The organism is Roseomonas sp. HF4, assembly GCF_005222755.1.
GTDB lineage: Bacteria > Pseudomonadota > Alphaproteobacteria > Acetobacterales > Acetobacteraceae > Neoroseomonas.
This window is the reverse complement of record NZ_STGD01000001.1, coordinates 532,134-552,606: the sequence shown is the minus strand read 5'-3', so window position 1 is coordinate 552,606 and position 20,473 is coordinate 532,134. Positions and strand designations below refer to the sequence as shown.

The 20,473-nt window shown below is 71.1% G+C and carries 19 protein-coding genes; 14 read left to right on the top strand and 5 right to left on the bottom strand.

Annotation, left to right across the window (positions count from 1 at the left end; translation table 11 throughout):
* The first annotated feature begins 92 nt into the window (after positions 1-92).
* From E8M80_RS02655 to E8M80_RS02630, 6 genes are read left to right on the top strand one after another with little or no spacing between them, the layout of a single operon-like run.
* Complete coding sequence (locus tag E8M80_RS02655; protein WP_137124087.1) at positions 93-965, top strand: xanthine dehydrogenase family protein subunit M; 873 nt, start codon at positions 93-95, stop codon at positions 963-965.
* On the top strand, positions 962-1,444 hold the full coding sequence (locus E8M80_RS02650; RefSeq protein WP_137124086.1) for a (2Fe-2S)-binding protein: 483 nt from the start codon (positions 962-964) through the stop codon (positions 1,442-1,444). Before E8M80_RS02655 ends, E8M80_RS02650 begins: the two co-directional genes overlap by 4 nt.
* Positions 1,441-3,837: a xanthine dehydrogenase family protein molybdopterin-binding subunit gene (locus E8M80_RS02645; RefSeq protein ID WP_137124085.1), complete on the top strand. Its 2,397-nt coding sequence runs from the start codon at positions 1,441-1,443 to the stop codon at positions 3,835-3,837. Before E8M80_RS02650 ends, E8M80_RS02645 begins: the two co-directional genes overlap by 4 nt.
* Before the next feature lie 26 nt (positions 3,838-3,863).
* Positions 3,864-4,928 carry a C4-dicarboxylate TRAP transporter substrate-binding protein gene (locus E8M80_RS02640; protein ID WP_137124084.1) on the top strand — a complete coding sequence of 355 codons (1,065 nt, stop codon included), beginning with the start codon at positions 3,864-3,866 and terminating at the stop codon, positions 4,926-4,928.
* A 21-nt stretch (positions 4,929-4,949) separates the two neighbouring features.
* Positions 4,950-5,507, top strand: coding sequence for a TRAP transporter small permease subunit (locus E8M80_RS02635; protein ID WP_137124083.1), 558 nt, complete (start codon positions 4,950-4,952; stop codon positions 5,505-5,507).
* Between the two features lie 5 nt (positions 5,508-5,512).
* A complete protein-coding gene (locus E8M80_RS02630) occupies positions 5,513-6,832 on the top strand; it encodes a TRAP transporter large permease (RefSeq protein ID WP_137124082.1) in 1,320 nt (439 codons plus the stop codon).
* Here the strand turns inward: E8M80_RS02630 and E8M80_RS02625 are convergent, their stop codons facing one another.
* Positions 6,833-7,699: an intradiol ring-cleavage dioxygenase gene (locus E8M80_RS02625; protein WP_137124081.1), complete on the bottom strand. Its 867-nt coding sequence runs from the start codon at positions 7,697-7,699 to the stop codon at positions 6,833-6,835. It lies immediately after the preceding gene.
* Positions 7,700-7,824: 125 nt separating this feature from the next.
* Here E8M80_RS02625 and E8M80_RS02620 point away from each other — a divergent pair, with 125 nt between their 5' ends.
* From E8M80_RS02620 to E8M80_RS02595, 6 genes are read left to right on the top strand one after another with little or no spacing between them, the layout of a single operon-like run.
* Positions 7,825-9,051: an MFS transporter gene (locus tag E8M80_RS02620; RefSeq protein ID WP_137124080.1), complete on the top strand. Its 1,227-nt coding sequence runs from the start codon at positions 7,825-7,827 to the stop codon at positions 9,049-9,051.
* The gene (locus E8M80_RS02615) at positions 9,048-9,920 is read left to right on the top strand and encodes an MBL fold metallo-hydrolase (protein ID WP_137124079.1); all 873 of its coding nucleotides are present in this window, start codon (positions 9,048-9,050) and stop codon (positions 9,918-9,920) included. The genes E8M80_RS02620 and E8M80_RS02615 overlap by 4 nt, the downstream gene beginning before the upstream one ends.
* A 38-nt stretch (positions 9,921-9,958) precedes the next feature.
* Positions 9,959-10,699 (top strand): enoyl-CoA hydratase/isomerase family protein, encoded by a 741-nt coding sequence (locus E8M80_RS02610; RefSeq protein ID WP_206035551.1) that lies wholly within the window; start codon positions 9,959-9,961, stop codon positions 10,697-10,699.
* Between the two features lie 3 nt (positions 10,700-10,702).
* Positions 10,703-11,824 carry a CaiB/BaiF CoA-transferase family protein gene (locus E8M80_RS02605; protein WP_137124077.1) on the top strand — a complete coding sequence of 374 codons (1,122 nt, stop codon included), beginning with the start codon at positions 10,703-10,705 and terminating at the stop codon, positions 11,822-11,824.
* A gap of 52 nt (positions 11,825-11,876) precedes the next feature.
* Positions 11,877-13,037 carry an acyl-CoA dehydrogenase family protein gene (locus E8M80_RS02600; RefSeq protein WP_137124076.1) on the top strand — a complete coding sequence of 387 codons (1,161 nt, stop codon included), beginning with the start codon at positions 11,877-11,879 and terminating at the stop codon, positions 13,035-13,037.
* Positions 13,038-13,069: 32 nt separating this feature from the next.
* Entirely contained in the window at positions 13,070-14,038 is a 969-nt protein-coding gene (locus tag E8M80_RS02595) for a tripartite tricarboxylate transporter substrate binding protein (protein ID WP_137124075.1), read from the top strand.
* Between the two features lie 152 nt (positions 14,039-14,190).
* Here the strand turns inward: E8M80_RS02595 and E8M80_RS02590 are convergent, their stop codons facing one another.
* A complete protein-coding gene (locus E8M80_RS02590; protein WP_137124074.1) occupies positions 14,191-15,750 on the bottom strand; it encodes an AMP-binding protein in 1,560 nt (519 codons plus the stop codon).
* A gap of 96 nt (positions 15,751-15,846) precedes the next feature.
* On the opposite strand from E8M80_RS02590, the gene E8M80_RS02585 reads away from it, so the two are divergent.
* Entirely contained in the window at positions 15,847-16,554 is a 708-nt protein-coding gene (locus tag E8M80_RS02585; protein ID WP_137124073.1) for an NUDIX hydrolase, read from the top strand.
* 14 nt (positions 16,555-16,568) lie between these two features.
* On the top strand, positions 16,569-17,774 hold the full coding sequence (locus tag E8M80_RS02580) for an LLM class flavin-dependent oxidoreductase (RefSeq protein WP_206035550.1): 1,206 nt from the start codon (positions 16,569-16,571) through the stop codon (positions 17,772-17,774).
* Here the strand turns inward: E8M80_RS02580 and E8M80_RS02575 are convergent.
* From E8M80_RS02575 to E8M80_RS02565, 3 genes are all read right to left on the bottom strand, one after another.
* On the bottom strand, positions 17,771-18,742 hold the full coding sequence (locus tag E8M80_RS02575) for a tripartite tricarboxylate transporter substrate binding protein (protein WP_137124072.1): 972 nt from the start codon (positions 18,740-18,742) through the stop codon (positions 17,771-17,773). The two genes, E8M80_RS02580 and E8M80_RS02575, sit on opposite strands and share 4 nt — an antisense overlap.
* Positions 18,743-18,813: 71 nt before the next feature.
* On the bottom strand, positions 18,814-19,965 hold the full coding sequence (locus E8M80_RS02570; RefSeq protein WP_206035549.1) for a thiolase C-terminal domain-containing protein: 1,152 nt from the start codon (positions 19,963-19,965) through the stop codon (positions 18,814-18,816).
* Positions 19,966-19,969: 4 nt separating this feature from the next.
* Positions 19,970-20,413, bottom strand: coding sequence for a Zn-ribbon domain-containing OB-fold protein (locus E8M80_RS02565; RefSeq protein WP_137124071.1), 444 nt, complete (start codon positions 20,411-20,413; stop codon positions 19,970-19,972).
* Between the last annotated feature and the right edge of the window lie 60 nt (positions 20,414-20,473).

The following is a 20,473-nucleotide window of genomic DNA, read 5'->3' as shown; positions in this document are numbered from 1 at the left end:
GGTCCTCCTGCTTGACACGATCATGGCCTTAGGTGATCAAACGATCAACAACTGGCGGCCCCGGCAAGGGCGTCGCAAGGGAGACGTTCCGGATGAAGTGGCCGGCGATTGGATACGTGCGGGCGGACAGCCTCGACGATCTCTGGCGCATTCAGGCGGAGCACGGCGCGGCCGCGCAGGTGCTGGCCGGCGGGCAGACGCTGCTCGCGACGCTGGCCTTCCGCCTGTCGGACCCGAAGCTGCTCGTGGACATCACGCGCATCGCGGCGCTGCGGGGCGTGGAGCTGCAGGGCGGCGTGCTGCGGATCGGCGCGCTGACACGCCATGCGGAGCTCGCGCGGGACGGCCTGGTCGCGGCGCATGCGCCCCTGCTGGCCGAGGCCGCGCCGCTGATCGCGCATCCGGCCATCCGCAACCGCGGCACGATCGGCGGCAGCCTCGCCTATGCGGATCCGGCGGCGGAATTGCCGGCCTGCGTCGTGGCGCTCGGCGCGACCATCGTGACCGCCTCGGCCGCGGGCGGGCGGCGCATTCCGGCGGCGGCGTTCTTCACCGGATTGCTGGAGACGGCGCTGGAGCCCGGCGAGATCATCGCCGCGGTGGAGGTGCCGGTCGCGACGCAGGCGACGCGGAGCGCCATCCGCGAGGTGGCGCGACGGTCCGGCGACTACGCCATGGCGGGGCTCGCCGCCTCGCTGGAGATGGACGGGGCGCGCGTGGGCGCGGCGCGGCTCGTGTTCTTCGGCGTCGGCGCCGGGCCCGTGCTGGCGGCGCGCGCGGGCGCCGCGCTGCAAGGGCGCGTGCTGGACGGCGCAGCGGTCGCCGCCGCGCAGGCTTCGCTGGCGCAGGACCTCGACCCGCCGGCCGACATGCATGGCCCGCCCGAGATGAAGCGGCACCTGGCGCGCGTGCTGGTGCAGCGCGTCCTGGCCGGGTTCCAGCCCGAAACGGAGGCCGCGGCATGAGCGCGCGCGTGGAGATCACCCTGACCGTGAACGGGGAACGCGTGACGCGCAGCGTCGAGGCGCGGCGACATTTGATCGACTTCCTCCGCCTCGACCTCGGCCTGACGGGATCGCATGCGGGCTGCGAGCATGGCGTTTGCGGCGCCTGCACGGTGCGTGTCGATGGCGAGATCGTCCGCGGCTGCCTGGTGCTGGCCGCGGCGCTCGACGGCGCCGAGGTCACGACCATCGAAGGCCTGACCGACAGCGGGGAGGTGGCGGACCTGCAGGACGCCTTCGTCGCCCGCAACGCGGCGCAATGCGGCTTCTGCTCCCCGGGGATGGTGATGGCGGCGGCCGACATCCTGCGGCACCATCCGGGGGCGACGCGGGCGGAGATCCGGGAGCACCTGTCGGGCAACTACTGCCGCTGCACCGGATACCAGTCCATCGTGGACGCGGTCGAAGGCACGCTGAAGGCGCGGGAGGGCACGCGATGAACGAGATCCCGACGCCCGGCAGCATCGGCCTGTCGCGGGAGGACCTGCCGAATTCCTACATCGGCCGGTCCGTGCCGCGGCCGAACGTGCCGAAGCTGGTGCAGGGGCGCGCGACCTACACCGACGACGTGGTGCTGCCGCGCATGCTGCACGCGGCCTTCCTGCGCAGCCCGCACGCGCATGCGCGGATCGTGTCTATGGATGCGAAGGCGGCGCTGCGCGTGCCGGGCGTGGTGCGCGTCTTCACCGGCGCCGACCTCGCCAAGGTGTGCGATCCCTGGGTCGCGGTGCTGGCGCATCTCAAGGGCATGAAGTCGGCGCCGCAATACCCGCTGCCGCTCGATCGCGCGACCTGGCAGGGGGAGCCGCTGGTCGCGGTGGTCGCCGACAGCCGCGCGGCCGCCGAGGACGGCGTGGCGGCACTGGAGGCGGAATTCGAGCCGCTGCCCGCGCAGCTCGACATGGAGACGGCGCTGGCGCCGGGCGCGGTGGTGATCCACCCCGAGCTCGGCGACAACCTGGTGTTCCAGCGCACGGCCCTGCAGGGCGATGTCGATGCCGCCTTCGCCGCCGCCCACAAGGTGGTGGAGGCGACCTTCGTCACCGCGCGCCACACCGGCGTGACGCTGGAGCCGCGCTCGATCATCGCGGACTATAACCGCGCCGACGACACGCTCACGGTCCACCACTCGACGCAGGCGCCGCACATGATGCAGGGCGTCTTCGCGCAGCAATTGCGGATGGAGGAAGGCCGTGTCCGCGTCATCTGCAAGGATGTCGGCGGGTCCTTCGGCATCAAGGTGCATGTCTATCCGGACGAGGTGGCCGTCGCCGCCATGTCGCGCATCCTGGGCCGGCCGGTGAAGTTCGTGGCCGACCGCTTCGAGAGCTTCGCCAGCGATATCCATGCGCGCGACCACCGCATCAAGGGCCGGATCGCGGTGGATGCGGATGGCAGGATCCTCGGCTTCGACATCGACGACCTGACCGGGATCGGGCCCTATTCGGTCTATCCGCGCACCAGCGCGGTGGAGGGGAACCAGGTGGTGAACCTCTGCGGCGGGCCCTACGATTTCGCGGCCTATCGCTGCACGACGACCGTGGTGCTGCAGAACAAGGTGCCGACCTGCCAGTACCGCGCGGTCGGGCATCCGATCGCGACGGCGGTGACGGAAGGGCTGGTCGATATGGCCGCGCAGGCGATCGGCATGGACCCGGTCGATCTGCGCCGGCGGAACCTGGTGCGCGACGACGCCTATCCCTTCACCTCCCCGGCCGGGATGAAGTTCGAGGGGCTGTCGCACCATGCGTCGCTGGACAGGCTGCTCGAGATGGTGCCGGTCGCGCGCATCCGCGCCGACCAGGAGGCACAGCGCAGGCGCGGCGTATATCGCGGCCTCGGCATCGCGGCCTTCATCGAGCTGACCAACCCGTCCCCCTTCATGTACGGCATCGGCGGCGCGCGCATCTCGGCGCAGGATGGTGCCACGGTGCGGATGGATCCGGACGGGTCGGTGGTGGTGGCCTCCGGCGTTACGGAGCAGGGGCAGGGGACGGAGGCGATCCTCGCGCAGATCGTGGCGCATGGCGTCGGCGTGCCGGTCGGCAAGGTGCGCGTCGTGACGGGCGACACGCAGAACACCCCCTATGGCGGCGGCACCTGGGCCTGCCGCGGCGCGGGAATCGGCGGCGAGGCCGCGCTGCAATCGGCGATCGCGCTGAAGGAGCAGATCCTGAGCGTCGCCGGCACCATGCTGCAGGCCGCACCGGCCAGCCTCGACATCGTGATGGGCGAGGTGGTGGACCGCGCGACCGGCACGCCGCGCATCAGCCTCGGCGAGATCGGGCGCATCGTCTATTTCCGCGGCGACACGCTGCCCAAGGACATCGCCCGCGAATTCGTCCAGACGCGGCACTTCATCACCAAGGACTATCCCTTCGCCTTCACCAACGGCATCCAGGCCTGCTGGGTCGAGGTCGACACCGCGACCGGCATGGTGCGGGTGCTGGAGCACTGGTGCGTCGAGGATTGCGGGCGCGTCATCAACCCGCTGCTGGTGGACGAACAGGTGCGCGGCGGCATCGTGCAGGGCCTGGGCGGCGCGCTGTACGAGCACTGCGTCTACGACGACCAGGGCAACCTGCTGACCACCACCATGGCGGACTACCTGGTGCCGATGTCGGCCGAGATGCCGGACATCCATGTCGGCCATGTCGAGACGCCGACGAAGGAAAGCCTGCTCGGCGCCAAGGGCGCGGGGGAGGCGGGCACGGCCGGCGCGCCCGGCGCGCTGATGAACGCGATCAACGACGCGCTGCGGCCGCTCGGTGCCGTCGTGACGGAAATGCCCTTCACCCCGGCCCGCATCCTGCGCGCGCTCGGCACAATCTGACGCGAACCCTGGGAGGAACGACAAACATGACCATCCAACGCCGCAGCCTGATCGCGGGTGCGTCCGCGCTGCCGCTGGTATCCGTCCACGCGCAGGCGCAGTCCACGCTCAACATCACCATCGCCTCCAGCCACCCGGTCGCGGTGTTCTGGGTGGCGATGATGAAGAACGTGTTCCAGCCGGAGGTCGACAAGCTGCTGCGCGACAACGGCAACACGCACCGCATCAACTGGCGGGAAGCCTATGGCGGCACGCTCTATCGCTTCCAGGACACGATGGAGGCGGTGCGCGACAACATCACCGACATCGGCTACGTCGGCACGCTCTGGGAAGGCAGCACCATGCCGCTCCAGAACGTCACCTACTTCACGCCCTTCGCGACCGGCGACCACGGCGTCGTGGCCAACGCCTTCGAGCGCATGAACGAGACGGTGCCCGCCATCCGGCAGAACTGGGAGGGGCTGAACATGGTCCCCTTCACCTCCTACATCACGGACAGCTACCACCTCTGGACCACCTTCCCGATCCGCTCGGTGGACGACCTGCGGAACCGCAAGATCGCGGCGCCCGGCACCAGCGCGAACTGGCTGCAGGGCACGGGTGCGACGCCCGTCGATGGCGCGCTGACCACCTACTACACCGACACCCAGACCGGCGTGATCGAGGGTGCGCTGTCCTTCTTCGTGGGCATCCTGCCGACGCGGCTCTATGAGATCGCGAAGTACATCACCAAGGTGGACATCGGCGCGATGTACGTGGGCGGCATCGCCGCCAACCGGCAGCGTTACGCCCGGTGGCCGGAGGCGGTGCGCCAGGCCATGGTCACGGCCGGCAAGACCACGACGCAGAAGCACGTCGAGGACGTCTCGCAGCGCATCGCCTCGGCGGAGCGCGAGATGGTGGCCAAGGGCGCCGTCGTCTCGACCCTGCCGGCGGCCGAGCGCGCGCGCTGGATCTCCGGCCTGCCCAACATCGCCAAGACCTGGGTGGACAGCTCCGGCCCGGCGGCGCCCGAGGTGCTGCGCGCCTATTTCGCCGCCATCCGCGCCGCGGGCCAGACGCCGGGCCGCAACTGGGACCAGGAGGTCTGACCGGACCGGAAGGGCGCCGCCATGGCTGACGACATCGACCTGGCGGCGCTCGACGCCGAGGAGCCCGCGCAGGGCTTCGACCCCGTGCGGATGCTGCTCGACGGCCTGGCCGCCGTCGGCACCATCTGGACCTTCGGGCTCATGCTGCTGATCTGCGCCGACGTGGTCGGGCGGTCCTTCCTGAACGCGCCGATCACCGGCGTGGCCGAGATCGCCGCCCATTCGGTCGTCGGCATCGTGTTCCTGCAGATCGGCGCGACCATCTATCATCGCCGCATGACGCGGGCGGATTTCCTGATCGACCGCGTCACGCGCGCCGCGCCCCGGATCGGCGGGGCGATCGAGACGCTGTTCCTCGTGATCGGTGCGCTCGCCATGGCGTTCATCGCCCAGGCGGGCTGGCCGGGCCTGTGGAACTCGATCGACCTCCGGGAATTCTTCGGCGTGCAGGGTGTCTTCACCATCCCGACCTGGCCGTTCCGCGCGCTGATCGTGCTGGGCGGCGCGGCGGGCGCGCTGGCCTACGGGGTGCTGGCGCTGGGGCAGGCGCGCCGCCTGCTCCTCGGCCGGCCGGGCTGACCGGCATGGACGAGATCACCCTCGGCTTCACGCTGGTCGGCGCCATGGTGGCGCTGATCCTGGTCGGGCTGCCGATCGGCGTCACGCTGATCGCCTCCGCCGCGGTCGGCGTCTGGCTGATCCGCGACAACCCCGACCTCGCCTTCCGCTTCACCGCGATGGCGACCTATTCCGGCATCCAGGACTATCTGTTCGCGACGATCCCGCTGTTCGTGCTGATGGGGCTGCTGGTCAGCATCTCCAATGTCGGCAAGGACACCTTCGAGGTCGCGCAGGCCATGATGCGCCGGGTGCGCGGCGGGCTCGGCATGGCGACGGTCGGCGCCAACGCCATCTTCGCGGCGGTGACCGGCGTCTCGATCGCCTCGGCCGCCGTGTTCACCAAGGTGGCCGTGCCCGAGATGACGCGCCACGGCTACACCGCGCGCTTCGCCACCGGCACCGTGGCGGGGTCGTCCATCCTCGGCATGATGATCCCGCCCTCGCTGCTCATGATCGTCTACGGCGTGCTGGCCGAGGTCTCGATCGGGCAGATGTTCATCGCCGGCATCATCCCGGGGCTGATCCTCGCGGTCGGCTTCGCGGCGATGATCTTCCTGATGGCGACCTTCGCGCCGCGCTTCGTCTACGACGACCAGGCGGCGGCGCTGCAGGTCAGCGAGCGCATCATGCCGGCGCGCGAGATGGTCGTGAAGGCGGTGCCGATCCTGCTGCTGGTCGCGCTCATCCTGGGCGGGCTCTATGGCGGCATCTTCACGCCGACCGAGGCCGGCGCGGTCGGCGCGGCGGGCGCGCTGCTGATCGCGCTCGCGCGGCGGCGCCTGTCCTGGTCGCGCTTCTGGCGCGTGCTGAAGGAGACCGGCCTGGTCTCGGCCGCCATCCTGTTCCTGCTGATCGCGGCCGGGCTCTATTCCCGGATGCTGTCCATGGCCGGGGTGCCGCAGGCGATCGGCGACCTGGTCGAGCAGCTCGGCCTCGGGCCCTACGGCTTCCTCGCGGCCTTCCTCGCGATCATCCTGCTGATGGGCATGATCCTGGACAGCACCTCGATCCTGCTGATCATGGTGCCGATCGGCGTGCCGATCGCCCAGGCGATGGGCTTCGACCTCATCCATTTCGGCATCGTCGTCATCATCGCGGTCGAGATGGGGCTGCTCACGCCGCCCTTCGGCATCTCGGTCTTCACGGTGAAGACGACGCTGGCCGACCCGCGCATCGGCATCGAGACCATTTTCGCCGGCGCGCTGCCCTATGTGGCGGTGATGGGCCTCTCGCTCGTGCTGATCGCGCTGGTGCCCGAGATCGCGACCATCCTCGTGCGCTGATCAGCCGGCCAGCGGCCGCAGCGCGAAATCATAGGTGAGCGAGCGCCACGGCGTGTCCATGACCCGCCCGTCCGGCGCCGTGCCGGGCGGGTTCTGCTCGAAGGCACGGACCAGCGCCTCCTTCACGCCGAACACCGCGTCGCTGTCGAGGTAGGGATCGCCGTCGGCGAACACATGCGTCACCAGCGTCTCGTGCCCGGGCGCCGAGATCATGAAGTGGATGTGCGCCGGACGCATCGGATGCCGGCCGGTCGCCTTCAGCATCTCGCCGACCGGCCCGTCGGTCGGCACGGGATAGGCGGAGGGCACGACGGTCCAGAAGTGGAAGCGCCCCTCGGCATCGGCCTCGAAGCGCGCGCGCAGTTCCGGCGCCTCGCCCACCGGCCGCTGCACGTCGTAGAAGCCCTCGGCGTCCGACTGCCAGACATCCACGATGGCGCCGGGGAGCGGCCCGCCGCCGGCCGCGGCGATGCGGCCCGAGACGTGCAGGCGGTCGCCCGGCGCCCTGGCCGCGAGTTCCGTGCCGAGCGGCAGCACCGGCGGATTCTCGACATAGAAGGGCCCGAGCACCGTGGTCGGCGTCGCGCCCGCCGCGACGCGGTGGTTGATGGCGTCGACCAGCATCGAGACGCCGAGCGTATCCGACAGCAGGATGAATTCCTGGCGCCTGTCGTCGCATTTCTGGCCGGTGCGGGTCAGGAAGTCGATCGCCGTCTGCCATTCCTCGAAGCTCGGCTCGATGTCGCGCACGAAGGCGTGCAGGTGCCCGACCAGCGCCTGCATCACCTGCCGGAGCCGCGGGTCGGGCGTCTCGCCGAAGCGTCGGATCACGGCCTCGGTCAGGCTGGCCTCGTCGAATTCGCGCATGGCGGCTCCCTCCTGCGGTCCCCGCGCGGACTGTGCCGCAGCCCGCTGCGCGGCGGAAGCGGGCCGTCGGGGCTTCGCAGCGCGGCCGCCCCCGGCCTATCCTCGGCAAGGATCGAGAGAGCAAGATGCCCGCGGACAGACCGACGCGATTGCTGCTGACCGTGCTGGCCGCGATGTTCCTGCAACAGACCTTCGCGACGATCGGGCGCACCATGCCGCCCATCATCGCGCCGGCGATCCTCCAGGACCTGGTGCTCGACCCGGCCTGGCTCGGCGTCTATGTCGGCGCGGCGGCGCTGGCTGCGCTGCTGTTCCAGCTCGGCTGCGGGTCCTTCATCCTGCGCTACGGCGCGATGCGCATGAGCCAGGTGGCGCTCGTGCTGCTCGGCGCTGGCCTGGCGCTCGCGACCGCGGGGCCCTTGCTGCTTCTCCTGGTCTCGGGCGTGATCGGCGGCGGCGCGGCGGCGATGTCGACGCCGGCGAGCTCCCACCTGCTCGGCCGCTATGCGCCGCCGCGGCAGGCGCCGCTCGTGTTCTCCATCAAGCAGACCGCGGTGCCGGCCGGGCTGCTGGTGGCGGGCATCCTGGGGCCGTGGCTGACGGGCTTTGCCGGCTGGCGCGGCACCATGATCGTGGCGGGCCTCGCCTGCATCGTCTTCGCGCTGATGCTGGAGCCGCTGCGCGCCGAGTTCGACGCCGACCGCGTGCCGACGCAGTCCTTCCGGCTGTCGGATTTCCACACCACCGTCGCGGCCGTGCTGAAGGCGGCGGACCTGCGGCGGCTCTCCTTCGCCTGCTTCGCCTTCAACGGTCTGCAGACGGTCTTCACCTCCTATTTCGTCGTGGTGCTGGTCGAGCTCGGCCACGGGCTGGCGGCGGCGGGGCTGGTGTTCTCGGTGGCGATGGTGATCGCGGTGCCGGGGCGCATCTTCTGGGGCTGGCTCGGCAGCGGGCGGGTCGATCCCTCGGTCGTGATGTGCTGGCTGGCGCTCGGCATGGCGGGGGGCACGGCGCTGATGGGCCTGCTCGGCCCGTCCTGGCCGCTGGTGCTGATCGGCCTGGTCGCGACGGTACTGAGCGCCACGGTGATGTCCTGGCACGGCGTGCTGCTGTCCGAGGCGGCGCGGCTGGCGCCCGCCGGGCAGCGTGGCGCGGCGACCGGGGGCGTGCTGTCATTCGGGCAGCTGGGCGGCCTGCTGCTGCCGCTGCTGTATTCGGGCCTGCTGGTGCTGACGGGCAGCCACGGCGCCGGCTTCGCCGCCTGCGGCCTGCCGGCGCTGGTGGTGGGCATCGTGCTGCTACGCGCGACGCGCAACCTGCGCGCGACAGGCAACGAGGGAGAGAACCGATGACCGACGGCTTCGCGCTGGGCGAGGTGACGATCCAGCGGATCGTCGAGGAGGAGGCGCCGCTCTTCGACCCCTTCACCTTCCTGCCCACGCTCACGAAGGACGTGCTGGAGGAGAACCGCGCCTGGCTCGAGCCCGCGGCGCTCGACCCCGTCACGGGCAAGCTCATCCTCTGCATCCAGTCCTGGGTGGTGCGCACGCGCCACCACACCATCCTGGTCGACACCTGCGTCGGCAACGACAAGGAACGCCCGGACCGCCCCTTCTGGCACCGCCTGCGCGGGGAGGCCTACATGCGCGGCCTGGCGCGGCTCGGCCTGACGGTCGCCGACATCGACGTAGTGATGTGCACCCACATGCATGTCGACCATGTCGGCTGGAACACGCGGCTCGAGAACGGGCGCTGGGTGCCGACCTTCCCGAAGGCGCGCTATGTCTTCTCGGCCGGCGAATACGCCCATTGGGCGGCCGAGAACGCGCGCGCTCCGGTGCTGCCCTTCGCCGATTCCGTGCTGCCCATCGTCGAGGCCGGGCGGGCCGACCTGGTCTCCGACGACCACGCGATCGCGGACGACATTCGCCTGGAAGCCACGCCCGGGCACACGCCGCACCATGTCGCGCTGCGCGTCGGGCGCGGCGACACGCAGGCGCTGTTCACCGGCGACCTGATCCATTCGCCGCTGCAGGCGCGCTATCCGGAGATGTCGATGCGCGCGGATTTCGCCCCGGCGCTGGCCGCGCGGACGCGCCGGCACGTGCTGGAATGCGCCTGCGAGGCGCGCACGCTGCTCTGCCTCGCGCATTTCCCTTCGCCGTCCACGGCGCGCCTGTCGCGCTGGGGCAACGGCTTTCGCGCGGATGCCGTGGGCTGACGCAGCCTTCGCCGCCTCCAGGACAAGGAAGAGACACCGTGGAGCACGTCACCGTCGCCGACGAAGGCCCGATCCGCATCGTCGCGCTGAACAACCCGGCCAAGGGCAACGCCATCAGCAAGCCGATGGCCGAGGCCGTGCAGGCGGCGATGGCGGAGTTCGACCGGCGCGACGACCTGCGCGTCGCGATCCTGACCGCGACGGGCACGCGCGCCTTTACCTTCGGCGCCGATGTTGCGGACCCGCCGGAGCTCTGGCGCGCGGTGCCGACCGTGGGCTTCCGCCCGCTCAAGCCCGTGATCTGCGCGGTGGAGGGCTGGTGCGTCGGCGGCGGCATCGTGCTCGCCATGATGTGCGACCTGATGGTCTGCGGATCGACCGCGAAGTTCTACTACCCCGAGGCGAAGCTCGGCCTGACCGGCGGCATGATCAGCGGCCTGGTCAGCCGCATCCCGCACAAGGTCGCGATGGAGATCATGCTGCTGTGCCGCACCGTGGATGCGCAGCGCGCCGAGCGCATCGGCCTGGTGAACGAGGTGGTGCCGGAAGGGGAGGCGCTGGCGACGGCGAAGGGCTGGGCGCTCGACCTCGCGGGCATGGCACCGATGGTGCTGCACGAGATCAAGCGCATGGTGACCGAGGAGATCCTGCCGCGCGGCCCGTCCGAGCAGATGGCGATCCACGGCCAGCGCATGGCCGCGATCCGGGGCTCGGCCGACTTCGCCGAGGGCAAGGCCGCCTTCCGCGAGAAGCGCGCGCCGCGCTTCGAGGGGCGCTGAGCCGTGCCGGGGCCGCTCGAGGGCCTGCGCGTCGTCGAGGTCGCAGGCATCGGCCCCGGGCCCTTCTGCTGCATGATGCTGGCCGACCTCGGTGCCGAGGTGCTGCGGATCGACCGGCAGGACGGCGCGCCGGGCGGGAACCCGGAGGACGTGCTCGGGCGCGGGCGGCGCAGCGTGGCGCTCGACCTGAAGCGGCCGGAAGCGGTCGAGGCCGCGCTCGCGCTCGTGGCGCGGGCCGACGTTCTGGTCGAGGGCTTCCGCCCCGGCGTGATGGAGCGCCTCGGCCTCGGTCCCGAGGCGTGCCACGCGCGCAACCCGCGCCTGGTGTACGGGCGCATGACGGGCTGGGGGCAGGAGGGGCCGCTGGCACCCGTCGCGGGCCACGACATCACCTACATCGCGCTGACCGGCGCGCTCTGGTCCATGGGGCGCGCAGGCCAGCGCCCGGTGCCGCCGCTCAACCTGGTGGGCGATTTCGGCGGCGGCGGCATGCTGCTGGCGTTCGGCATCATGGCGGCGGTCTTCGAGGCCGGGCGCAGTGGCCGCGGCCAGGTCGTGGACGCCGCGATGACGGACGGCTCCGCCACGCTGATGGGCGCCTTCTACGGCCTGCTGGCGCAGGGGCGCTGGCGCAATGCGCGGGAGGCGAACCTGCTGGACGGCGCCTGCCCCTACTACGACACCTACGATTGCGCGGACGGGAAGTTCGTCGCCGTGGGCGCGCTGGAGCCGCAGTTCTTCGCGCTGCTGCTGCAGGGCCTCGGCCTTGACCCCGCAGGCTACGCCGACCGCACGGACCCCGCGCGCTGGCCCGCGATCCGGGCGGAGTTCGCCGAGGTCTTCCGCCGCCACCCGCGCGACCACTGGGCGCGCGTGTTCGCGGGCGGCGATGCCTGCGTCGCGCCGGTGCTCGACCTCGAGGAAGCGCCGCGGCATCCGCACAACGCCGCGCGCGGCACCTTCTTCCGACGCGGGGAGGGCGCGCAGCCGGCGCCGAGCCCGCGCTTCTCCCGCACAGCGCCGGCCGAGCCGCGCCCGGCGCCGCGGCGCGGCGCCGACGGCGCGCAGGCGCTGCTGGACTGGGGCCTGACGACGGAGGCGGCCGCGGCGGCCATGTCCGGCTGACAAGGCCGCGCGGCGCGGTCTAGGCTCCCGCCACAGGACCGAGGACACGCCCATGGACACGAACGCCCCGCGCCCCGCCGGCGCGCGCAGGGTCTACACCGCCGAGCACGAGATGTTCCGCACCCAGGTGCGCCGCTTCTTCGAACGCGAGATCGTGCCCCATCACCGCGACTGGGAACGCGCCGGCATCGTCCCGCGCGAGGTCTGGCTGAAGGCAGGCGCGGAGGGCATCCTCTGCCCCATGCTGGCCGAGGAATGGGGTGGCGCGGGCGCCGATTTCGGCTACTCCGCCGTCATCATGGAGGAGATCGGCCGGACGAATGCGACCGGCGTGGGCTTCCCGCTGCATTCCGACATCGTCGTGCCCTACATCGAGGAATTCGCGGCCCCCGAGAAGAAGCGCGAATGGCTGCCGCGCATGGCGCGCGGCGAGATCATCACCGCCATCGCCATGACCGAGCCCGGCATGGGCTCCGACCTCAAGGCGGTGAAGACCCATGCGCGGCGCGACGGGTCGGACTGGGTGATCAACGGGTCCAAGACCTTCATCAGCAACGGGCAGAATTGCGGCCTCGTCGTCGTGGTCTGCAAGACCGATCCCGGCGCGGGGCGCCGCGGCATCAGCCTGATCTGCGTCGAGGAAGGGACGAAGGGCTTCGCCAAGGGTCGCAACCTCGAGAAGATCGGCATGCACGCCGCCGACACCTCGGAACTGTTCTTCGACGATGTGCGCGTGCCGGCCGGGAACCTGCTCGGCGAGGAGAATGCCGGCTTCTCCTACCTCATCAGGAACCTGCCGCAGGAGCGCCTGGTGATCGCGATCCGCGCCGCGGCGTCCATGGAGGCGATGCTCGAGCGCACCATCGACTATGCCAAGGGCCGCACCGCCTTCGGGCAGACGGTGTTCGACTTCCAGCACAACCGCTTCAAGCTGGCGGAGCTCAAGGCGCAGTCCGTCATGTTCCGCGCCTTCGCCGACCAGTGCCTGGCGCTGCACATGGATGGCGGGCTGTCGATCGAGATGGCGGCGATGGCGAAGCTGATGGGTACCGAGATGCAGAACCGCCTGCTCGACGACTGCCTGCAGATGCATGGCGGCAACGGCTACATGGCGGATTACGAGATCGGCCGCGCCTGGGCCGATGCGCGGGTCGGGCGGATCTACGGGGGAAGCTCCGAGATCATGAAGGAAATCATCGCCCGCACGCTGTAGCCTGTGGGCAGGACCAACCGGGAGGACAATGAATGAACGACATCACCCGCCGCGGCGCACTCGGCGCCGCGCTCGCCGTGCCTTTCGTGAAGGGGGCCGCGGCGCAGGAGCGGTTCCCGAACAAGCCGATCACGATCTACGTGCCATTCCCCGCTGGCGGCGCCACCGATGTCCAGATGCGCTCCTTCGCCGAGGCCGCGACACGGCACCTGGGCCAGACCGTGCTGGTCGAGAACCGGCCGGGCGCGGGCAGCACGCTCGGCGCCGCGGCGGTCGCGCGCGCCAGGCCCGACGGCTACACGGTCAGCCAGATGACGCTGCCCGCGCTCCGTCTGCCGCACATGCAGCGCATGCCCTACGACGTGACCAAGGACTTCACGCCGATCATCCACCTGACGGGCTACCTCTTCGCCGTGACGGTGCGGAACGAAAGCCCCTACCGCAGCTGGGCCGACCTGGTGGCGGATGCGCGCCGGCGGCCGGGCGAGGTGCGCATCGGCAATACCGGCGCCAACGGCACGCCGCATTTGACGCTGGTCGACCTCGCCGCGCGCGAGCGGATCGAGGTGGTGCACGTCCCCTATCGCGGCGAGGGCGACCTGACGCCCGCGCTGCTCGGCGGCCATATCGAAGCAGGTGGCAGCGGCTCGGGCGTCGGTCAGCTGGTGGACGACGGCAAGCTCCGCTTCCTGAACGTCTGGTCGCGCGAACGTTCGCCGCGCTGGCCGAACGTGCCGACCCTGCGCGAGCTGGGCTACCAGGACATGGTCGTCACCTCGCCCTATGGGCTGGTCGGACCCGCCGGCCTGCCGCCCGACGTGCTGCGCACGCTGCATGACGGCTTCCGGGCCGCGCTGCACGACCCCGCGCATATCGCGACGCTGCGCCGGCTCGACCAGCCGCTGGAATACCTGAACAGCGAGGACTACGCGCGCAACATGCTCGAAGTGTACGAGCAGGAGCGCCAGCGCGTGGAGCGCCTCGGCCTCAGGACGGGCTGAGGCTGAAGCTACGGGGGAGGAGAACCTCCCCCGCCCCCCCTCCCTTCTTTGGCACTCGGCACCGGACCTCGGAGGTGGGGCGCCAGGTCGCAACGAAGGTTGAGGGGGGTCTGGGGGGAGAAGTTCTCTTCTCCCCCCACGCTGCGCGCCGATCAGGGACGCGCCGTATCGCCCGTGCCCGCCGGCGCCAGGTAGCGTTCCTTGAGGATCCTGCGCAGCAGCTTGCCGGCCTCGCTGCGCGGGAGCTCGTCCGCGAATTCGTAGCTCCGCGGGCGCTTGGGCCCGGCCAGGTGCTCGCGGCAGCGCGCGTCCAGCGCTTCCCGCAGCGCCGCCGTTTCGGTTGCGTCGCGCGGCACGATCACGGCATGGACCTGCTCGCCCAGATCCTCGTTCGGGACACCGACGACGGCGGCTTCCGCAACGCCGGGCTGCTGCACCAGCACTGCCTCCACCTCGGCCGGATACACGTTCACGCCGCCGGTCAGGATCAGGTCCGCGCGGCGGTCCGAGAGGAACAGCCACCCGTCCTCGTCCACCCAGCCGAGGTCGCCGAGCGTCGCCCAGCCGCGCGGATCGTAGGCCGCGGCGGTCTTCTCCGGCGCGTTGTGGTAGGCGAAGCGCGGCGCGCCCTCGAAGAAGATGCGGCCGACCTCGCGCGGCGGCAGCACGGCGCCGTCCTCGTCGCAGATGTGCAGCTTCACGCCGTTCACCGGCCGTCCCACCGTGCCCGGCCGCGCCATCCAATCGGCCGGCGAGGCGACGGTGTTTCCGACCCCCTCCGAGCCCGCGTAGTATTCCCAAAGTACCGGCCCCCACCATTCCATCATTCGCCGCTTCACGCCGACGGGGCAGGGGGCCGCGGCGTGGATCGCGCAGCGCAGCGAGGAGACGTCGAAGCGCGTGCGCGCATCCTCCGGCAGCGCCAGGAGGCGGACGAACATCGTCGGCACCCATTGGCTGTGCGTGACGCGGAAGCGCTCGATCAGCTCGAGCGCGCGCAGCGGCTCGAACTTCGCCATCACCACCGCCGTGCCGCCTTCCATGATGGTGCGCCGGACATAGGCGTGCGGCGCGGCGTGATAGAGCGGCGCGGGCGAGAGATAGACCGTGTCCGCGTCGAAGCCGTAGAGCGCCTTCCAGGTCATGTCCCATTCCGGGGCCTCGCGGCTCGCGAAGGGCAGGAGGGGACGCTTGATGCCCTTGGGCAGGCCCGTGGTGCCGGAGGAATAGAGGAATTCCCGCCCCACCGGCCGTTCGGGCAGCGGCGCCGGCGCCCGGAAGGCGGCCAGCGCTTGCTCGAAGGAGGCATAGCCCGCCAGCCCCTCGCCGGTCGCGAAGCGCGGCACATCCCCGGTCGCGCCGTCGCGCAGCATGGCGGTCGCGAGGTCCGCCAGCGCCGGCGAGACGATCACCGCCTTCGCCGCCGCGTCGCCCATCATGTAGGCGACCTCCTGCGGGCGCAGATGCACCGAGAGCGGCGTGTAGTAGAGCCCCGCACGCCGGCAGGCGAAGGCGATCTCGAGGAATTCCGGGCGGTTGTCCATCAGCATGGCGATGCCGTCGCCGGGCTCGAGGCCCAGCGAGACCAGCCATTGCGCGACGCGGTTCGCGCGGGCGTCGAGCGCGCCATAGGTGACGCTGCTGCCGAGGTCCGGGAAATGTGCCGCGACCTTGCCGGGAGTCTCCCGCGCCCAGCGGGCGAGCTGCGCCATCGCCATCCTCCCCTTCGCCCGGCGCAAGCCTGCTGCGCGTGGCCGGTCGCGTCAACGCGCCTTGCGGCGGGCGCGCCGCCGGGCTGCAATGCGCCGATGTCGACCCCCGCCCCGGCCCGCCCCGCCTCCACCGTCCTGCTGCTGCGCGATGCGCCGGCGGGGCTCGAGGTGTTCATGGTGGTGCGCCACGCCGCGACCGACTTCGCCGGCGGCGCGCTGGTCTTCCCGGGTGGCAGCGTCGATGCCGCGGACCGGATCCTCGCCGGCGGGGACGACCAGGGCGCCTTCCGCGTCGCCGCGGTCCGCGAGACCTGGGAGGAATGCGGCGTCCTCCTGGCCAGGCCCGGCGCGCCGCCGGCGGCCGAGGGCGCGTTTGCCGCCATGCTGGCCGCACGCGGGCTGGTGCCCGAAAGCGACGGGCTCGCGCATTTCGCGCATTGGATCACACCCGTGCCGGTGCCGAAGCGCTTCGATACGCATTTCTTCCTCGCCGCCGCGCCGGCGGACCAGGACGCGCTGCATGACGGGCATGAAGCGGTCGACAGCGTCTGGATCCGCCCGGCGGACGCGCTCGCCGCCGCCGAAGCGGGGGCGCGCAAGGTGGTGTTCCCGACGCGGATGAACCTGACGAAGCTCGCCCGCCACGACAGCGTGGCGGAAGCCTTCGCCGCCGCGCGCGCGACGCCCGTCGTCACCGTGCTGCCGGAGATGCGCATGACGCCGGCGGGCCGCATCCTCCGCATCCCCGCCGCCGCCGGCTATGGCGGCGAGGAATTCCTGGCGGGCGATCCGCCGTCCATGTGAAGGGACACGCCGCCATGGCACCGCGCCGCTTGCGCTTCGGCATCTTCCTGGCCCCCTTCCACCGGGTGGGCGACAACCCGACGCTCGCGATCGAGCGCGACCTGAAGCTCGTCGAGTGGCTCGACGAGCTTGGCTACGATGAGGCCTGGATCGGCGAGCACCACTCGGCGGGCTGGGAGACGATCGCGAGCCCCGAGATCGCGATCGGCGCGCTGTCGGAACGCACGCGCCACATCCGGCTCGGCACCGGCGTGACCAGCCTCCCCTATCATCACCCGCTGCTGGTGGCGCAGCGCTTCGTGCAGCTCGACCACATGACGCGCGGGCGCGTGATGCTGGGCTGCGGCCCGGGCGCGCTGGTGTCCGATGCCTACATGATGGGGATCGACCCCGCGCACCAGCGGCGGCGGATGGACGAGGCGCTGACGGCCATCACGCGTCTGCTTGCCTGCGAGGAGCCGGTCACGATGGAGACCGACTGGTTCACGCTGCGCGAGGCGAGGCTCCATCTGGCTCCATATTCGGAACCCTGCTTCCCGATCTCGGTCGCCTCCTCCACCACGCCGTCGGGCGCGCTGGCGGCGGCCAAGCACGGGCTCGGGCTGCTCTCCCTCGGCGCCGGACTGCCGGGCGGACCGAAGGCGCTGGCCGAGCAGTGGCGCATGGCCGAGGCCGAGGCCGCGAAGCACGGCAAGGCCATGGACCGCGCCAAGTGGCGGCTCGTGGTCAACATGCACTGCGCCGAGGATGACGAGCGCGCGCTGCGCGACGTGCGCATCGGCGAGCAGCTCGAGACGCTGACCTATTTCAGCGAGACGCTCGGCCGCCCGCCGATGCGCTCGGAGGATCCGCTGCGCGACGGGCTCGCGCAGGGCTCGACGCTGGTGGGCTCGCCCGAGACCATCGCGGCGGGGATCGAGCGGCTTCTGTCCTTCACCGAGGGCGGCGCCGGCGGCGTGCTGTTCCGCGCCCATGAATGGGCGGACCGGGAAGCCACCTGGCGGTCCTTCGAGCTGTTCGCGCGCTGGGTCATGCCGCGCTTCCAGGGCACGCTCGCCATGCCGCAGCAGTCGCGCGACTGGGTCAGCGCCAACCGCCAGACGATCTTCGCGCCCAACATGTCGGCGCTGAAGCAGGCCTTCCGCGATGCGGGGCAGGAGGCGCCGGAATTCTCGCGCCTCCAACTCCACACCGGGAAGGTCGAGTTGCCGAAGGGTTAATTGATCCGCAGGTTCAGGCGGCGGACCATCTCCCCTTCCTCGCGCATGATCTGCGCCACGAAGGCGGTGTAGTCGGCCCCGTTCTTGTAGTCCGCCTGCATGTCGTAGCGTTCCAGCACCTGCGCATGCGCCGGGTCCTCCAGCGCTGCCTTGAAGGCGTCGTGCAGCACGCGCGCCACGCCGGGGTCCATCCCCTTCGGCCCGGCGAGCCCGTAGGGGGAGGCCGAGACGATGTCGATGCCGGTCTCGCGCAGTGTCGGCGCATCGGGGAAGCGCTTCGCGCGCTGCGCGCCCCAGGTGACGAGCAGCCGCGCCCGGCCGCCTTCGACCAGCGGGCCCCAGGAACTGGAATCCGCCATCGCCTGCGTCTGGCCGCCGAGCATCGCCTGCGCATTGTCGGCGCCGCCGCGGAAGGGCACGTGCAGGAACTCGATGCCGCGCTCGGCGGCGATGCGCTCCATCGTGATGTGCAGCGTGCTGCCGACGCCGGGCGAGCCATAGGCGATCTTGCCAGGATTGGCCTTCGCGTCGTCCAGGAACTGCTGCCAAGTCTGCCAGGGCGCATCCGCCCGCACCACCACGCCGAACAGGTAGCCGGTCAGGTGGATGACGTAGGTGAAGTCCTTGAGCGGGTCCCAGCGCGGCTGCGTCGTCATCAGCGGCAGGCGGAAGGCCGTGATCGGCATCTGGCCGACCAGGTAGCCGTCGCCCTGCGCCTCGGCCGCCATCATCTGCGCCGCCATGGTGCCCGAGACGCCGCTGCGGTTCTCGATGATGACCGGTTGGCCGAGCCGGCGCTGCGCGAGGTCGGCCAGCGAGCGCAACTGCCCGTCGGTCGAGCCGCCCGGCGGCCAGGGCACGATCAGGCGGATCGGGCGGTTGGGAAAGCCGGCCTGCGCGACGGCGGGCGCCGCCAGCAGCGCGCCGCCGGCCGCCAGCAGGGCGCGGCGCGTGGATTGGATGGTCATGGACGCAATGCTCCCGTTGCTTGTTCGTTGCGTGCCGGCCCCGCGGCGTTCAGCGCGGGACCGGGCGCGGCTCAGGGCCGCTGGTTTGCCAGTACCACGGTGCCGGAGGCGGAGAACATGCCCCCCACCCCGTGGCAGACGCTGACCTTGACGTCCGGCACCTGCGCGGGGGCGATGCCGCGCACCTGGCGCACGCTCTCCTGCAGGGCGAACATGCCGTACATGCCGGTGTGGGTATAGGACAGGCCGCCACCATTGGTGTTGAGCGGCAGCTTCCCGCCCGGGCGGGTGTTGCCGTCCCAGATGAAGTCCTTGGCTTCCCCGCGGCCGACGAAGCCGAGGTCCTCGAGCCCGTACATCGGCAGGTGCGCAAAGGCGTCGTAGATCATCAGGTGATCCACGTCGGCGTGCTTCACGCCCGACATGCGGAACGCCTCGGGACCCGCGACGCGGAAGGCGCGGCTCGAGGTGAAATCCTCCATCTGGCTGACCATGGTGGTCTCGACGGATTCACCGCTGCCCAGGATGTAGACCGGCTTCTGCGGGAAGTCCTTGGCGCGGTCGGCGGAGGTCAGGATCAGCGCGCCGCCGCCATCCGTCACGAGGCAGCATTGCAGCAGTCGGAACGGGTAGGCGATCATCTTGCTGTTCAGCACGTCCGCGACCGTGATCGGGTCGCGGAAGGCCGCGCGCGGGTTCCTGGCCGCCCATTCGCGCTGCACGACGGCGACCATCGCCATCTGTTCGTGCGTGACGCCGTACTTCTTCATGTAGCGCAGCACGGGGATGGGAAAGAGCGTGGGCGGGCCCATCGGGCCGAAGGGCATCTCGAACTGGCCCTGCAGGCTCTGCGGCTCGGGCGGGCGGGGCGTGCCGTTGATGCGCGACTTGCCGCTCTCCCCATGGGTGATGAGGATGGTCTTCGCATAGCCGGCATGGATGGCCGCCGCCGCGTGGCGGACATGCAGCATGAAGGAACAGCCGCCGACGCCGGTGCCGTCCACCCATTTCGGGGTGATGCCGAGGTAATGCGCGATCTGCTGCGGCATCATCGGGCCGACGCAGGCGACGCCGTCGATGTCGGCGGGCTTGAGCCCCGCGTCTTCCATCGCATTCAGCGCGGCATCGGCGTGCAGCATGATCTGCGCCATGTCGGGCACGGCGCCGATGCGCGTGGATTCGGCGGCGCCGACGATGGCGATCTCGCCTGGCTTGATCGTCATGGCCTCAGGCCCCCTGCCTGGCGTCTTGCGGCTCCGCCGCGGGCGCGGGACGGAACAGCGCGAGCGTGATGTCGTCGTCCATCGGCGTGAACGCCACTTCGAGCGGCATGTCGAGCACGAGGGCTTCCGGTGTCTGCGGGCAGTCCACGATGTTGGTCATCATGCGCGGCCCTTCCTCCAACTCGACCACGGCGATCGCGTAGGGCGGCTTGAAGCCCGGCACCGCGCGGTGGTGGATGACGTAGGAATGCAGCGTCGCGCGGCCGGAGGCCTCGAACACCTCGACGTTGCGGGTGCCGGTGTAGGGGCTGAAGGGGCGCGGCGGGAAATACGCCCGTCCGGTGTCGCCGCAGCGCTGCAGCAGCAGCTTGCCGGCCTTCGTGCCCTCCCAGAAATGCTTCGTCTCGGGGGTGGGCTCGGGCCGCGGGCGGCCTGGTTCGAGCGTCATCTCGGCGCTTCCTCCTGCTTCGGTTGGCCGCATGGTCGCCCGAACGGCCGGGAAGCGGAA

Excerpts from the sequence above, each read along its gene's own strand:
- E8M80_RS02590 (WP_137124074.1), bottom strand. The coding sequence starts at position 15,750 with ATGGCGCAGCTCGCCCGCTGGGCGCGGGAGACTCCCGGCAAGGTCGCG.
- E8M80_RS02595 (WP_137124075.1), top strand. The coding sequence starts at position 13,070 with ATGAACGACATCACCCGCCGCGGCGCACTCGGCGCCGCGCTCGCCGTG.
- E8M80_RS02600 (WP_137124076.1), top strand. The coding sequence starts at position 11,877 with ATGGACACGAACGCCCCGCGCCCCGCCGGCGCGCGCAGGGTCTACACC.
- E8M80_RS02630 (WP_137124082.1), top strand. The coding sequence starts at position 5,513 with ATGGACGAGATCACCCTCGGCTTCACGCTGGTCGGCGCCATGGTGGCG.
- E8M80_RS02620 (WP_137124080.1), top strand. The coding sequence starts at position 7,825 with ATGCCCGCGGACAGACCGACGCGATTGCTGCTGACCGTGCTGGCCGCG.
- E8M80_RS02650 (WP_137124086.1), top strand. The coding sequence starts at position 962 with ATGAGCGCGCGCGTGGAGATCACCCTGACCGTGAACGGGGAACGCGTG.
- E8M80_RS02635 (WP_137124083.1), top strand. The coding sequence starts at position 4,950 with ATGGCTGACGACATCGACCTGGCGGCGCTCGACGCCGAGGAGCCCGCG.
- E8M80_RS02570 (WP_206035549.1), bottom strand. The coding sequence starts at position 19,965 with ATGACGATCAAGCCAGGCGAGATCGCCATCGTCGGCGCCGCCGAATCC.
- E8M80_RS02575 (WP_137124072.1), bottom strand. The coding sequence starts at position 18,742 with ATGACCATCCAATCCACGCGCCGCGCCCTGCTGGCGGCCGGCGGCGCG.
- E8M80_RS02615 (WP_137124079.1), top strand. The coding sequence starts at position 9,048 with ATGACCGACGGCTTCGCGCTGGGCGAGGTGACGATCCAGCGGATCGTC.
- E8M80_RS02645 (WP_137124085.1), top strand. The coding sequence starts at position 1,441 with ATGAACGAGATCCCGACGCCCGGCAGCATCGGCCTGTCGCGGGAGGAC.
- E8M80_RS02625 (WP_137124081.1), bottom strand. The coding sequence starts at position 7,699 with ATGCGCGAATTCGACGAGGCCAGCCTGACCGAGGCCGTGATCCGACGC.
- E8M80_RS02640 (WP_137124084.1), top strand. The coding sequence starts at position 3,864 with ATGACCATCCAACGCCGCAGCCTGATCGCGGGTGCGTCCGCGCTGCCG.
- E8M80_RS02585 (WP_137124073.1), top strand. The coding sequence starts at position 15,847 with ATGTCGACCCCCGCCCCGGCCCGCCCCGCCTCCACCGTCCTGCTGCTG.
- E8M80_RS02565 (WP_137124071.1), bottom strand. The coding sequence starts at position 20,413 with ATGACGCTCGAACCAGGCCGCCCGCGGCCCGAGCCCACCCCCGAGACG.
- E8M80_RS02655 (WP_137124087.1), top strand. The coding sequence starts at position 93 with ATGAAGTGGCCGGCGATTGGATACGTGCGGGCGGACAGCCTCGACGAT.
- E8M80_RS02580 (WP_206035550.1), top strand. The coding sequence starts at position 16,569 with ATGGCACCGCGCCGCTTGCGCTTCGGCATCTTCCTGGCCCCCTTCCAC.